General features: G+C 46.3%; 15 protein-coding genes and 1 pseudogene. 11 read left to right on the top strand and 5 right to left on the bottom strand.

Translation table 11 applies throughout. The annotated features are described in order from the left end of the window. Positions 1-322: pseudogene (locus ACFPVS_RS09890) on the bottom strand (hypothetical protein); the annotation flags it as partial. Positions 323-656: 334 nt separating this feature from the next. Here ACFPVS_RS09890 and ACFPVS_RS09885 point away from each other — a divergent pair. Further along, the gene (locus tag ACFPVS_RS09885; RefSeq protein ID WP_378595727.1) at positions 657-1,208 is read left to right on the top strand and encodes a hypothetical protein; all 552 of its coding nucleotides are present in this window, start codon (positions 657-659) and stop codon (positions 1,206-1,208) included. A gap of 9 nt (positions 1,209-1,217) precedes the next feature. Further along, positions 1,218-1,679: a tyrosine-type recombinase/integrase gene (locus ACFPVS_RS09880; protein WP_096295123.1), complete on the top strand. Its 462-nt coding sequence runs from the start codon at positions 1,218-1,220 to the stop codon at positions 1,677-1,679. Between the two features lie 37 nt (positions 1,680-1,716). Here the strand turns inward: ACFPVS_RS09880 and ACFPVS_RS09875 are convergent, their stop codons facing one another. Genes ACFPVS_RS09875 through ACFPVS_RS09860 form a run of 4 tightly spaced genes read right to left on the bottom strand, consistent with a single transcriptional unit; the run spans position 1,717 to position 7,271 of the window. Further along, on the bottom strand, positions 1,717-2,424 hold the full coding sequence (locus ACFPVS_RS09875; RefSeq protein WP_047761362.1) for an IncC plasmid conjugative DNA transfer DtrJ family protein: 708 nt from the start codon (positions 2,422-2,424) through the stop codon (positions 1,717-1,719). Continuing rightward, positions 2,414-4,462, bottom strand: a complete 2,049-nt coding sequence (gene traD, locus ACFPVS_RS09870) for a type IV conjugative transfer system coupling protein TraD (protein ID WP_096295124.1) — start codon at positions 4,460-4,462, stop codon at positions 2,414-2,416. Before traD ends, ACFPVS_RS09875 begins: the two co-directional genes overlap by 11 nt. Continuing rightward, positions 4,459-6,837, bottom strand: a complete 2,379-nt coding sequence (mobH, locus tag ACFPVS_RS09865) for a MobH family relaxase (protein ID WP_378595726.1) — start codon at positions 6,835-6,837, stop codon at positions 4,459-4,461. Before mobH ends, traD begins: the two co-directional genes overlap by 4 nt. Positions 6,838-6,848: 11 nt before the next feature. Continuing rightward, positions 6,849-7,271 carry a hypothetical protein gene (locus ACFPVS_RS09860; RefSeq protein ID WP_047761372.1) on the bottom strand — a complete coding sequence of 141 codons (423 nt, stop codon included), beginning with the start codon at positions 7,269-7,271 and terminating at the stop codon, positions 6,849-6,851. A gap of 545 nt (positions 7,272-7,816) precedes the next feature. On the opposite strand from ACFPVS_RS09860, the gene ACFPVS_RS09855 reads away from it, so the two are divergent. Genes ACFPVS_RS09855 through traV form a run of 9 tightly spaced genes read left to right on the top strand, consistent with a single transcriptional unit; the run spans position 7,817 to position 13,463 of the window. Then, positions 7,817-8,245: a lytic transglycosylase domain-containing protein gene (locus tag ACFPVS_RS09855; protein WP_229437045.1), complete on the top strand. Its 429-nt coding sequence runs from the start codon at positions 7,817-7,819 to the stop codon at positions 8,243-8,245. Next, entirely contained in the window at positions 8,215-8,751 is a 537-nt protein-coding gene (locus tag ACFPVS_RS09850; RefSeq protein WP_096295127.1) for an OmpA family protein, read from the top strand. Before ACFPVS_RS09855 ends, ACFPVS_RS09850 begins: the two co-directional genes overlap by 31 nt. A gap of 56 nt (positions 8,752-8,807) precedes the next feature. Then, complete coding sequence (gene traA / locus ACFPVS_RS09845) at positions 8,808-9,116, top strand: TraA family conjugative transfer protein (RefSeq protein ID WP_378595725.1); 309 nt, start codon at positions 8,808-8,810, stop codon at positions 9,114-9,116. 34 nt (positions 9,117-9,150) lie between these two features. Continuing rightward, a complete protein-coding gene (gene traL / locus ACFPVS_RS09840) occupies positions 9,151-9,432 on the top strand; it encodes a type IV conjugative transfer system protein TraL (protein ID WP_378595724.1) in 282 nt (93 codons plus the stop codon). Further along, the gene (locus tag ACFPVS_RS09835; RefSeq protein WP_096295129.1) at positions 9,429-10,094 is read left to right on the top strand and encodes a TraE/TraK family type IV conjugative transfer system protein; all 666 of its coding nucleotides are present in this window, start codon (positions 9,429-9,431) and stop codon (positions 10,092-10,094) included. The genes traL and ACFPVS_RS09835 overlap by 4 nt, the downstream gene beginning before the upstream one ends. Continuing rightward, positions 10,087-10,812: a TraK domain-containing protein gene (locus ACFPVS_RS09830; RefSeq protein ID WP_096295130.1), complete on the top strand. Its 726-nt coding sequence runs from the start codon at positions 10,087-10,089 to the stop codon at positions 10,810-10,812. Before ACFPVS_RS09835 ends, ACFPVS_RS09830 begins: the two co-directional genes overlap by 8 nt. Then, on the top strand, positions 10,812-12,149 hold the full coding sequence (locus ACFPVS_RS09825; protein ID WP_096295131.1) for a TraB/TrbI/VirB10 family type IV secretion system protein: 1,338 nt from the start codon (positions 10,812-10,814) through the stop codon (positions 12,147-12,149). The genes ACFPVS_RS09830 and ACFPVS_RS09825 overlap by 1 nt, the downstream gene beginning before the upstream one ends. 10 nt (positions 12,150-12,159) lie before the next feature. Further along, a complete protein-coding gene (locus ACFPVS_RS09820) occupies positions 12,160-12,882 on the top strand; it encodes a DsbC family protein (RefSeq protein ID WP_233572138.1) in 723 nt (240 codons plus the stop codon). Positions 12,883-12,884: 2 nt separating this feature from the next. Beyond that, positions 12,885-13,463 carry a type IV conjugative transfer system lipoprotein TraV gene (gene traV, locus ACFPVS_RS09815; protein ID WP_157742715.1) on the top strand — a complete coding sequence of 193 codons (579 nt, stop codon included), beginning with the start codon at positions 12,885-12,887 and terminating at the stop codon, positions 13,461-13,463. Positions 13,464-13,471: the final 8 nt, after the last annotated feature.

The following is a 13,471-nucleotide window of genomic DNA, read 5'->3' as shown; positions in this document are numbered from 1 at the left end:
GTTTGATGGCTTTATTCAGTGCAAATTGGAATTTGTTTGCAGAATCGCCAACCAAAGAAATATCGTGAACGGTGAAACAGGGCGATTCGTTTTGAGGCAGAGGGAAAGTTTGAATTGAAGCCGAAGACGAATCTAAGCGGACATCATCCGAAGGTTGCATGATTTGTTCGAATTGCTCACGACGTTGCTGTTCTTGCTGAAGCCGGTTTTGCTGGATTTGCAGGGCTTGGTTTTCATCAGCAAAGACAATCCCTGAAGCAGCCATTGAAATCAGCATCATTAGGCCGGATACACGATGATTGGAATAAGAAATAGCAGACATGTTGTAATCAAATAGAATAATATGATTACAACATGTTAGGTTATGTTAATAGATGTGCAAACAGTGTTTTACTAAAGGCTGATATTGATGACAATTGGTGTGCGATAGGTATATGTAAAAAATCTCAAATTCTGATTTTATAACTTTATTTAATTTTACATAATATACATTATTGCAAAGTTATATTATCTTAGATTAAGATTTGTATGTCGAATTTTTCCTTTCTATATCCATTTACACTTTCCCGTTATGCAAATGGGGGCTTTAAGCATTAACTTTAGTTGAGATTTAATTTTATTCGAAATATGATATTTCCTCAAGGAGACATCATCGAATGAAAGCAACAAAATTTATCAATGATACATATTGGCCATATTACATTTTCCAACATTTTATTGATAGCCTTGAACAATTGGGCTACGCAGAAACAACAAGAAAGAGTTACCAATCTCAGCTTAAAAGATTTGGAGCCATTTTAATCGAACTGGGTTATAAATATCATGATGAATCTTTAACCAGCCTGCCAATTTTTTACAAGACGCTTTTTGAACATCACAAGCGGCTACTAAAAGCAGCCGGCAGAAAAGGGATAAGCAATGCTTGCTTAAATCAATATATTTCTGCTTGGAATCGATTCTGCCGTTGGTATGTTAATAGTGGGGTACAGAAGCATACCAAGTCCCCCCGGCATAGCAACAGCAGGTGGCGGACTCAGTACCTCAGACATTTCTCAGTCGGATCATGCCGTTCTTTTAAGGTTTACCCAAAGCTTCCTTGTATAGTGGAATTGGATAAGTTGGTATGGAAGGAACCGGATAACTTCCAAGATTATCATTCGTTGAGACAATGGTGTATTGTTGATTTACTTAGTACAGCTGCACTGTGAGTCAACGAAATCAGGCACCTGAGAATCCAAAATATTTCATTAAAACACCAAGCTGTAATGCTGCAAAACGGGTTTGCTCATCCGCGCAATATTTATCTGGATAATAAGTCAACAACTTATCTCTCTCAGTATTTGCGATTATTGAAGAAACAACTTAATTTGCCTCGCCTACCTAAGGATATGTTTTTGTTTGTAAAGAAAAACAAACCACTATCTAAAGGCGAACTGTACCAGACAACCCGATTAGTTACTTATCATACTTTGGACTTTGCGCTCACTCCTCATCAAATCAGAATAGCATGTGGCAGAACCCTGTTCTTTAAATGCAGAGATGAACGTTTAATCCAAGAATTTATGGGATATGACACACTCGCCCCCATTTTGAAGTATCACTCGGTTGATATTGCAACCTTTAAGGATGTTTTGAGTAAATACCACCCTCGTTTTGTGAGAAAGCACCAAAATCTTTGAGAAAATAAAAATCTTTATTTCCTCAAAGATTTTATTTTTAAAGATATTTCTTCAGATATTTTGCCTGCAAAAAAACCATGTATGCACTGCTAAAAATAGGCAGCAACAGCCAGTAAGGGGATAATGTAAATGGGCTGCACAGGTAAAACAGGATGCTTAACCAAATAATGCCGCTCCGCCAGTATTTTGCCCGATGATAAATACCGGCACTCTCTCTTGAGGCATTCTTTTGACGGATACGCCGCATGACCAAACCATCAATTAAGGCCAAAACATAGGCGGTAAAGGCTAAACCGACAAATAAAAAAATGTTACCGATACGGAGGGAGATAAGCTGTAAAGTTTTGTCGAAATGTTTCAGCAAGTCCAATCTCGGCATTAGGTAATTCTTGAAGCGGTATCCAAAATCTGTTTCAGTTTGTGCTGCTAACGCAGTATTAACCTGTGTCCACTCGAAAAACATCGTGCTGAGGGCATGGTAGGATAAACGGGCAACAGAGGTATTGATGTTTTCAGACGGCCTGTTTTCATCCTGCCACAGGCTGCGCTTGTCATGCTGGACCAGTTCCATATGCTTTAATTCCTGATTCAGCAAATCAGGAGTCTGTAAATAGTTTTGGCTAATCAAGGATAATCCGAAAATAATCAATACAATTAAAAACACGGTATAGAGTGCTTTGAAGGGGGAGAGTAGGAACTTCAAAGGCAGAGAGTTCATATACCATCCGCTAGCTTTAGCTGCCATAGGCCACTCCTTCCACAAATGCACTTTCGTCTTCGACAGGTAGGCTTAGGCGGTAAGTTTCACGCATAGCCGCAGCAATATCGGTAATATGGCGAGGAATAATTGCAGCTTCCTCAGAATCAACTTTTGGGAGTGGCAGCCTTATTTTGTACAACTGACCACCTTCAATCAATGCAAACGCCTGGCCTTTCGGAAGCTGTGTCAAATCAGCTACGGTCAGCATAGGAACGGTTTCTGCACCAATACGGTCTTCGTTACCACTGCCAAAATCCTCATGACTGTCAGGAAATGCGACATCATTAGCGCGTGAGACCAAGGTACTGGTCATAATTTTTACTTCAGGTAACTGGTTGGTCAGCATTTCTGCAGTTTCTGCCGTCTTAACGCGAAGCATAATCATGGTATTCAAGTTACCACCAATTTGGCCGGCCTTAGCCGGTGAACCGATTTTAGCCTCCACATCTTTCCAGGTTTGCGTGTAGACGGTTACTTGATAGCCTGCGCCGCCAGCCTTATTGAGCAACGGAATAAATTCATCTCCGATGAGCTCGTTAAACTCATTGGCATGAATGGATATCTTTCGCTTGCCGGTAACACCGCTTTGGCCAAAACCGTGTCCGTGTTTGTAAATTTGGCCGGCAAGTGACGTTAAATCTGCAAACATGGCGTTACCGACAGCTCCGGCAACCTCTGCGTCAGAAAGTGAATCCAGACCAACATAGACAACCGCATTGCTTTCAATCACTTTTCGCCAGTCCATAATTGGTCGGGAATCAAGCAAATCAGAAGTATCCGGGCTGATGAGTTTGGCCACATCACCGGTGGTCAATTTTTCAAGCAGAGGATAGAGCGAGCTGACCAGCTTTTCAAAATAGGATCGGTCATTTGAAAGGATGCCGCCCAAGGCATCTATCAGCGGTTCATTGTGCTGTTTGGCCTTAAGAAAAGACCCCAATTTGATAGTATCCAAATTGCGTCCGGTTTTAACGGCCGTTTTGGCCTCTGATTCCGGTAAAGCGAATTCCTCAAATTCTTTTAGCCAACCGGGATAATTTTTATCCAAAATCAGACGGAAGTAGTCGCCGGCCAATTGGTCAACGTTGGCAGCAGCTTTATAGATATTTTCGTAATTAGGCTTGATGGACAAGCCTTCCATGGTTTTAGTCAGCACATTGACAAAGCGCCATACGAAATCCCGGAAGGCGGCCGACTGCCCCTCACTGGGCAACTGATTGGCGATACGGGTGGCTACTTCCGTGATACGGCCATAGTCACTAATCGGGTTATAACGGCAACTGTGCTCCGGAAAACCCAAATGAAACATGTAGAAGGGTCTTCCTGCTTTTTGTGCTTCCACATACATACGGATCATCAAATCCGCATCACCTTTAGGGTCAAATGCAATAGTTACATCGCCACGGGCGATATCCTGCACAATCATGGTTTCACACAGGCGGGTTTTGCCGACACGGGTGGTGCCAAGTACAACTTTGTGGCCGACACGTTCCCCCAAGTCTTCCCAAATATCTTGTTCATCTATTTCAATCCCGTGGAGTTCAGGTGACCCGCCGACAGGAGGTAATGGTGCAACCGGATTCCACCAGGCATTTTTGCGCGTCAGGTGTGTCACCCAATTGCTGCCCGGGGTTTCAATTTCATATTTTCTTGCCGCACGGTACAAGGCGGAAGGCCTCAAAAGATGCTCGTTTTCCGGTTGGCGAACCATGAACAGACGCTGGGTATGGGTCTGCGTCCAACGGAAGCCCTTACCCAGGTAAAGAGCCTTATCTGATACGGGAATTTCATCTGCTGTCAGTGCATAGTAGGGTAGTCTGCGGATATTCTTGCGAAATTTCATGATGCGTCTGGCAGAAAGCGTACGTTTTAGTGCGGCACCGCCGCAAAACAGCAGACCGCCGTAAGCAACCGGTGTCGGCATAGGCAACACGGTCAATGCTGCGGCAGCTGAAGTATAAGCTGCGACACTGATCCACTCATAAGGGGCTCGATAAACATTTTCGGGAAATTGGGTACTCATTCCTGCTCCAGATTCAAAAGGTCAGCATCATTTTCCAAGGCGATATTGGTATTGTTCGCCGGGCGAGAGCTGGGCTGGATAATATGTTTGATATTGTGTTCGGGAATCAGATAACAATAAAACAGACGTTTATTGCTGCCATTGTTGGCAATAGCGCGAAATAGCGCTGTACGCTTACTTCTTTTGTGCAGACGCAAAGATTCAAAGCCTTTCTGTGCCATAGGCCCAAAACTTTCCGTATCCGATTTATTGAACACGCCACCTGCATAATCCCTAAAAATAACAGGGGAAACCAACAGCATACCGTGTTCAATGAAATGAACCGGCGAACCTGATTGATTGGTCGAAATTGATCCATCTGCCAATTCGTTGCCGAGCCAATGGATGAATTGGATACCGCGCTGGCGGGCTTCTACCTTTTTTTCTTCGATTGCGGGGATAATCTGCTCTTCGTTCTCTGCTTCCGCTTTAAGCTGTTGCTCAGCCATGCTGCTTTCCAAAATCGTGATTTCTTTCAGGCCTGACTGAACGTCTTCAAGTGTCGGATCAGGGGCAATTTTTACCGGTCTAGGACTTGATTCCGGAGCGGATTGACGTTCACGGATGATTTCTTGCAATCCTGTTTGAGCAGTATCTGCCTGTGTCAGTTTTTCTATTGGTTGTTTTTTCTGATTTTTCGGACTGCTTGGCGGTTTTTCTTCGTCAAATACTTCGGCAAATATTTGTGTCAACAAGGTTTTGTTGGATTTTCCTACTGGTTTTCTATTCTTGGGCTCTGTATTTGCAGACTTATTTTGATTTTGGATTTTGCCGCCCACCACCTCAGACTGTAATGGAATATCGGTTTTGAGAATTTCAGGTCGCCGTGATTCAGAATTCGACGGCAAAGATTCTGTAGCCGTACCTCCCTGCTCGATGACGGAATCAGCCTCTTCTTCAGTAATCAAATTGAATTTGGAAAGCAGGCCGTCTATACCTACGACAGTATCTTCATGAGCCAAGAAGTCTACTTTCGCTTTCTGCTTGGCATCATCTTGCAAATCGGAGGTTTTATGCACGTCTGGAACCGGCTGTTCTATGACGGGGAGGGTTGCCGGTTTTCCGGTAATAACTTGCAGACTGCCCTTAAATTCCTCAGGAAACGTACCGTCAGGGTAGAGTGTAGTTGCTTTAAAGCATAACACACTGAAATTGGCAGAAATTCGTTCGCCATCATTGCGGGTAAAGTTGACTTCGATATTGGAAACGGCTCTAAATGGATCTGAGGCAGGTACAATGGCACCGTATTCGTACAGAGTATCGAAAATCCGTTGATTATCGGAAGGAAAAGACGGCGCAGCAGGATGGCGATGATTGCGTAGGTATTGACGGACAAAGTCAGGGACATTTTTGGCCATCATGTAGATAAAATCACCTTGGCGGAAAAGGTCACCTCCCGCCGTAGTGGCGATACTGAAATGTGCGCCACGGTCAGACAACATCTCCCGTAAGGTTTCCATCACGGTTTCAATCAACGGCGTGCGTTTTGCGGAAGTAAAACGTTGACGGCTGCCTGATTTCAAGTCGCGGGAAACGGATACCATATCTGCACGCGTAATTACTTCCTGCAGCGGGCTGCCATCTTTTTGTCCGCTCAAATAATTACGCAATTCAATCATCAGGCTTGGGTCGGTTTTGGCAATCCAACGCCGGACATGCGCGGGCACCAAACTCTGAAAAAACGTCCAGGCGATTTCGGTATGGGCGCGATAGGCCGATCGTGCATCAGGAAAAGTCACACGATAATATGCTTGGTCGCTGTCTGTCATTGATCCCGCATCAGGCAACCATAGTGTGTGCTCGTGTGTGACTGTGTCAGCATACAGTTCGATGCTGAAACCGGTAATGGTCTTGCCCACATCATGCAATATGGCCGCGCACATAATGCCGTAACGCCATACGGCTGTTTTTTTTGCAATATCTTCGGTTTTTGCATTGGGCGGCCAGGATTGTGAAGTTGAGGCAATCAGTGCCAGGCAGGCAACGTCAAGCGTATGCTTGACCAGGCCGCCGTCTCCTGCATGGTGGTGTGATTCCGAAGCCGGAAGGCGCTGTACGAATTCGATATATTGGTACAAAAAAGGCAGGGCATCTTTCTGCCAGTTTTCATTAGACAGCCCCAGATTGTTTTTAATATTCGCAAGCAGAGGAGACAGATCCAGTGTACGGACAAGCTGATCTGCATTCAGCACCAAAAACCGATCGCCACTGATACAGGGCATATCGGTTTTTGGTAAATCGTCATCGGCTGATGTATCGGATTTGTGTTTCAGTAGGTAGATGGCCGATAACGCGCCGGCAGACAGTGAGCCGAGCAGTAGGGTTTCCAGCAGCATAGGATTCCGTGTCACTCACAATACAGCAGGGCACGCAGCCATGCTGCAGTTTTACCTGCTTCTTCATGCGGCTGGTCCAGTACAATCAGATTAGGGAGCTTCATCTCGTGACGGCGGATGAAGCGGGAGAGACTTTCTTGGGTGGAATTCCAAATATCCGGACCGTACTGGGCGCGGAAAAAAAGGATTTCAAAATCCTGCGACAGGGCATGAATCAAGTCGTCGTCACATGCTGTTGAAGGCAAATCAGCAAGAATCTGTGTCAGCTTTTCGATTAAAAAGGGCGGGGTTTCGCTGCCGTCTTCAAACGTCATCAGTTCCATAAAGCCATCGGCACGCCCAATCCAATAAGTCAGCAGGCCGCTCCAGTTGGCATGGAGGTTCTTAAAATTCGAGAGCGCAGCGAATAACGTTCGGATATCGGTCTCAGTCATTTTGATCAGTAGCAAGGTTATTAATAGTGAACTTATTCATATATCCAAAAAATCAAGCCTTGTCAAAAATCTAAATAAAAAAGTCGAATTTATTTAGATTTGTCACAAAATGGAATTTTTTCGGTATAATTACTGCCCTTTTAAAAACAGCCGCTTACAAATTTTTTGTAAGCGGCTGTTTTCCTTTAATCTTTTCCTTTACCCATATGGCTTAAAATTTACCCATTAAAGCTTTCAATTACCCTTAAGGCTTTTATAAAAAAATACTGTGTGCGGGTTTTGAAGCACACAGTATTTTTGGCTTTTGGGTAAGCGCCCTTACCTTTAAAAGTTGCTTAATATTCAATATTATGAATATTAAATAATCTCAAAATCAAAGATGTAATTTTTAATAATACCATAAATTACGCAAAAAATGTTAAATCTAAATAAATTCAACTTTTTTATTTAGATTTAACATTTTTATTTTTTTGTATACGAAAATTAACGCTCGCAAACGAGGCAGCAAAGACATGAGATTAAGGATCTTATTTTTACGAATCGTTTTGCCAGTAACCGTTTTGTTGATTTCAGGACAAGTTCATGCCCATTGCTATCGGGAAGCCGGGCAGCGTTACCGGATAGACCCGACACTCCTGAGAGCCATTGCTTATACGGAAAGCTCGCTGAATCCGGATGTTGAAAGCCATACATCGGATATCGGCTTGATGGGCATCAACCGCTCATGGTTGCCGATACTCAAAACAAAATTCGGCTTAAACGAAGCAGATGTATGGAATCCGTGTACCAACATCCACATCGGGGCATGGATATTGGCCAATAACTACCGGCAGTTCGGTAAAAACTGGAATGCGGTCGGTGCCTATAACGCGGCATGCAAAAAACTGAAAGGTTATGAATGCCAAAAAGCCCGTACTGCCTATAGCAATAAGGTATATCGAAATTGGGAACGATTAAAAAATCAGCCGTTTTAGCAGCCTCTCTGTTTGGTCTCTCTGCCTGTGCGGTTTTTCCTCAGGCGGAGGAGAATATGTCTATCGAAGACAATCAGCTGACGGAATATACAGTAAAGCAGAACGATATCGGTGAGTATGTATTTTGTAAAAATAACGACTGTCCCGCTTGGGAACGCAAAGAGTTGGCTGATGTTCCATTTTCAGACGGCCTGCCCGAATTGCGTGACGAGCAGTCGGTGAGGGTGTTTTTCAATTTAGGCAGTGCCAAGCTCGGTGCAGAAGCGCGGGGAACGTTGCAAAACGTCCTGCCTAAATTGCAAAACACCAACATTATTTACTTACGTGGCTGGGCGGACAGTATTGGCGGTAAAAATACCAAAATCAACCGCCGCCTGGCCAAACAACGTGCGGAGGCCATCCGGACATGGCTTCGTCAAAACGGTGTCACAGTACATATCAGCACGGCATCGAATCCTGCCTGCTGCAACCGGGATGACACCCGTACGGTAGTCATTACCTGGTAAAAGAATGATCGGACGCAATAGTCGGGCGTTATCGACTGATTTTGTGAGTATTTAAAATGAAAGTTAAAAAATTCTTTTTGAATCAGCAGCAAAAAGTGGTAGCAGTTTTTTTTGCAATGGGTGTACTGGCTTCAAACGCAATGGCTGCACAAACCGGCCAAGAGTTCAACGGTATTTCTACCATGTTGTCCGGCTGGTCAACCGGCGGCCTCGGTCTGACCTTGGCGTTGGCTGCATTCATCATCGGCCTGGCAGTCGGCATGATGAAACAAACCATTATGCCGGCAGTTGTCGGCATCGGCGTGGCTTTGGCGGCAACACTCGGCCCGGGCATTATCCAAGCCATGTTCACCGCAGTAATCTAATCTGAATCATTTCAGGGCAATAGAAAGAAAAGATATGTTGGATTGTCGGGTACCGGTTTCCATTGATGACCCTAAAAAGGCACTGATTTGGGATTTGGACGTTTTTCTGATTTTCATGTCCGGTATCGGTATCGGCATCATTTCCCGACATTTCATCCTTTCTATTGCCCTGTTTTCTTTTTTAGCCTGGCGTTGGGGTAAGCTGAAATCAGGCAAACATCAGTGGTATTTCCTCCATATTTTGTATTGGTATTTACCAATACAGGAGAAAAACAGACGTATCCCTGACACCCACCAGCGTGAGTTTTTAAAATGAAATCAGAAAATCTGCTCAATGAATTAAGTGCACGTACAGGCATTAAAAACATCATCTGGATGTTCCTTGCCTTATCGGTACTGACCAATTGTCTACTGGCCTTCGTTCTCGCGACGAAAGGCACCATCGTACAAAACACCTTAACGCCTCCGGAAATCCGGAAGACCATGTCTGTCTCCAATGTTGCTTTTTCCAAGGAATATTTGGAGGAGATGGCTCCCTACATGGCTTATCTGCTCTTGAACAGTACGCCTCAAACCGTTGACTATCAAAACAGCAAGCTCTTGTTCTATACCGACTATCAATATAAAGATGCGCTGGAAAAAGAACTGAAAGTCAATGCCATCTGGCTTAAGCGCCATAATGCCAGCACTCACTTCACTCCGGTTTCCGCAGCAGCGGACACCAATGACAATACTGTGAATTTAAAAGGAAAATTTGAAGTTAAGAAAAGCAACCGTATTGTCGAGACACGTGACCGGGAATTTATCATTAAATTCAAAAATAACAACGGCACCATCGTGTTGATCGGCATTGACGAGATTTTCAGCCAAAAGCAAAAAGAAAATCCGCTCAATGCGCCTGAAACCAAAGAACTGATTGAAGAAACCGTCACCATTACCAATACGGTTTCTGATTTTAAAGGTGGCAGTAATGAATAAATTCACCCTGATTTTAACAGCCTTGGCGATCCCGTCTTTTGCACTAGCAGAACAGCGTATCCCGGCAACCGAGCAGATTCCGCATGTCGTAGCGGTATCCAAGCGTGATTTAAGCCGCATTGCAATCGAAGGCGGCCGGATTGCCTCGTGGAAATTCATGGATGGCGATCTGGACATCCAAAAAGACCAGCGTACCGGCCAACTGTTTGTCCGCAGTCTGATCGGCCGACCGACCAATCTTTATATCATCAGCGAAGAGGGCAAAACCTATCTGTTGGTTTTGAAACCGTCTGCCAAACACGGGGACAGCATCATCATCGATGAAGCAAATTCAAAACGCAGTGAGGCTGTCTTGCTCGCTTCTCAAAGCGGTCCTATGCCGGTCACCACCAATTCCAGCGAATATGTACGTGCCATCAAGCAGTTAATGACCTCCATCATGAATGGCCATGGTGCAGACATGGGGATGCGCCGCAGTCAGACCTACCGCACCATTCCGTTATGGAAAAACACGGTATTTGTCCAAACCGGTCAATATACGGCTGCAGATATGCAGGCCTACAGTTATGCATTGACCAATACCGGCGCATCCGCGATGGAAATTAAAGAACAGGAATTTTACCGTCCCGGTGTTTATGCAGTTGCGGCCAAAAAGCATGTTTTGCAGCCGGGTGAGATGACTGAGGTTTACGTCATCGCGAAACTGGGAGGGGATTGATGCGCGTCAATATCAAAAAACCCAAATTAACCCAGGCCAGAAAACGACAGTTGGCCATTGCCGGACTGTCAGCATCCGTTCTGGCGGGCATCGTCGGCAGTGCCGTTTACGTAATTCAATCCGGCAAAGCCGCAAACCAAGCCAGGTTGCAACAGCAGACCAAGCAGCAAATCACGGCTACAGGATTTGCCAGTCCTCAAACCGGCATCGGCGAAAACTCGCTCTGGATGGCGGAAGAGGGAGCCAAAGTTACCGATATGGAACGCAAAATCAGCGAGCTGGAATTAAAACTGGCCCGTCAAGAAGAGGCAAAACAGAACCAACAAAGCAATGCCGGTGGTGCAGCCAACGGGCCCGACGGCTTGGGCAAGCCCGGCAGCATCAGCGGCTTGGGCAATAACGGCCAGTTACCGCCTCCCCCGCCAGCCGGAACACTGCCATCGGGCACGCAAACAGCAGGAATCCCGGGCAATACACCTACCGAACGGAAAATCGTTTCCGGCAATATGAATGACCCAGAGCCGGATGCTGCAGGTTCAACCGGCGCGGCGGTTGTTGCCGGACAGGTCAACTCTTCAGGCAACCGCGTATCTGAAAACATGCGTGAAGCAGAGTGGGTGCAGTTCAAGACACCCCGCAAGAACATCGAAACAGTAGAGGACGGCGGCAACAACACCGTCAGTCGAGGCAAGTTTCGGGCGCGAGACTCCTATATACCCAGCGGTACCTTTTTCCGATCTGTGCTGCTGGGCGGAGTGGATGCGCCCACCGGGGGTGAAGCACAAAATGCCAGCCCCCACCCCGTTTTAATGCGCGTGACCGATTTCGCGCAATTACCGAACCGCTTCAAATACAACTTCCGCGAATGCTTTATTACCGGGCAAGCTTACGGCGATATCTCAGCCGAACGCGCCTATATCCGCCTGGATAAATTGAGCTGCGTCGGCACAGATGGACGCGCAATCGATATGCCGGTGAAAGGTTATGTAGCGGGTGAAGACGGCAAAACAGGTGTTCGCGGTAACTTGGTAACCAAACAGGGGCAAGTGTTGGCCAATGCACTGTTCGCAGGCGTACTCAGCGGCCTGGGACAGGGTGTTTCCGATGCCTTCAAGGTCACCAGTGATACGGCCTTCGGCTCCACGACCTCGGTACGCGGTAGCGACCAATACAAAGCAGGTGTGGCCAGCGGTTTGGGCAATGCCGCCGACCGTCTGGCCCAATACTACATCAAGTTGGCGGATAAGGTATTTCCCGTAGTGGAAGTCAATGCAGGACGTGAAGTGGATGTCGTTTTGACCCAAGGCATCGAAATCGACACGAGTGAAACCAAATAAAGGTGTGAATATGATGGATTTTCTTCTGAAAAAAGTGATGTTTATAGGGTTGGCGTCTTTGTTTGCCCAGTTGGTTCACGCAGATGCCGGAGCTGTCGGGAACAGATTGCGGGAGCTGTATCCGAATACTTCGTTCAAGTCGGTCAAACCGACACCGATGGCCTCCATTTACGAAGTAACGATGGGCGACAACATTGCCTATGTTCAGGAAAACGGCCGCTATTTTATTTTTGGCGCACTGTACGACATGCAGGCTCAGAAAGATTTGACCGAGCTTTCGCGTGCAGCGGTAACACAGCAGGCTTATGCCGATCTGCCGTTTAAAAACGCCATCAAGATTACCAAGGGCAACGGCGGTAAAGGGAAGCGCGAGTTTGTTATTTTTTCCGATCCGGATTGCCCGTTCTGCCGCCGTCTTGAAGAGACCTTGGCAGGCATGACTGATTACACGGTCTACGTTTTCCTGTTCCCGATTAAGTCTTTGCATCCTGAAGCAGTTGCCAAGGCAGAGCATATTTGGTGCGCCAAGGACAAGAAAAAAGCCTGGCACGATTATGTTCTGCTGAATCAGGAACCTGCAGTCAAAACCTGTAAAAACCCGGTTGCAGACAATATTGCGTTGGCCGACCGTCTGAAGATACGCGGTACCCCGACCATGATTCACAAGGACGGCCGCCGAACATCGGGGGCCATGCCGCGTGCCCAATTTGAAAAATGGTTGAACGGAGGTTGAATATGAAGCACATCGTATTGGCCGGCCTTTTATTTGCCTTGGGCGGCTGTTCAACCCTCTCCATGTCCGGGTACGGTGGAACGGAACAATTCCGCTGTAGTAACGATTTCGGGCAGAGCGGCGAACCGTACTGCAATTCCATTTCAGAAAACTACGATGCCTCAATAGCCGGCCTGCTTAACAATACCGATATGGCCAAACGGGCAGGGCAACCCTACAGCGAACAGGGTGTACGAACCCTGATGAACACGCCCGGATACGCTTCAGGCACGCCGGTTCGTTCTCAAAACGAGATTGCCCGGATTTGGATTGCCCCGTATTTGGATTCAGACGGCGACTTGGTCGATCAAAACTTCACTTATGTGGTACTCAATCAGGGTAAATGGCTGATTGAACACAACCAGCAAAACATTATGGACGAATACCGTCCGGTTCGGTTGCTGGGCGGCCGTCCCGAAGCTCAGAAAAATACCGGCAATACTGCCGGCAACGGTACAACAGGAAACGACAGGGTGCCGGATGTCGGTGTCAGCCTGAATCTGAAAGACTTAGGCGGAGCGACACCCGCAGCCAATCAGTAGAAAGGTTA

The sequence above is a fragment of the Neisseria weixii genome, from assembly GCF_042658245.1.
Taxonomy (GTDB): Bacteria; Pseudomonadota; Gammaproteobacteria; order Burkholderiales; family Neisseriaceae; genus Neisseria; species Neisseria weixii.
Note: the sequence above shows the minus strand (reverse complement) of the source record. Positions and strands in the feature narration are given on the sequence as shown.

Coding starts and splice junctions, on each gene's coding strand:
- ACFPVS_RS09820 (WP_233572138.1), top strand. CDS start 12,160: ATGATGGATTTTCTTCTGAAAAAAGTGATGTTTATAGGGTTGGCGTCT.
- mobH (WP_378595726.1), bottom strand. CDS start 6,837: ATGCTGCTGGAAACCCTACTGCTCGGCTCACTGTCTGCCGGCGCGTTA.
- ACFPVS_RS09885 (WP_378595727.1), top strand. CDS start 657: ATGAAAGCAACAAAATTTATCAATGATACATATTGGCCATATTACATT.
- traV (WP_157742715.1), top strand. CDS start 12,885: ATGAAGCACATCGTATTGGCCGGCCTTTTATTTGCCTTGGGCGGCTGT.
- ACFPVS_RS09830 (WP_096295130.1), top strand. CDS start 10,087: ATGAATAAATTCACCCTGATTTTAACAGCCTTGGCGATCCCGTCTTTT.
- ACFPVS_RS09825 (WP_096295131.1), top strand. CDS start 10,812: ATGCGCGTCAATATCAAAAAACCCAAATTAACCCAGGCCAGAAAACGA.
- ACFPVS_RS09860 (WP_047761372.1), bottom strand. CDS start 7,271: ATGACTGAGACCGATATCCGAACGTTATTCGCTGCGCTCTCGAATTTT.
- traD (WP_096295124.1), bottom strand. CDS start 4,462: ATGAGTACCCAATTTCCCGAAAATGTTTATCGAGCCCCTTATGAGTGG.
- traA (WP_378595725.1), top strand. CDS start 8,808: ATGAAAGTTAAAAAATTCTTTTTGAATCAGCAGCAAAAAGTGGTAGCA.
- ACFPVS_RS09835 (WP_096295129.1), top strand. CDS start 9,429: ATGAAATCAGAAAATCTGCTCAATGAATTAAGTGCACGTACAGGCATT.
- traL (WP_378595724.1), top strand. CDS start 9,151: ATGTTGGATTGTCGGGTACCGGTTTCCATTGATGACCCTAAAAAGGCA.
- ACFPVS_RS09875 (WP_047761362.1), bottom strand. CDS start 2,424: ATGGCAGCTAAAGCTAGCGGATGGTATATGAACTCTCTGCCTTTGAAG.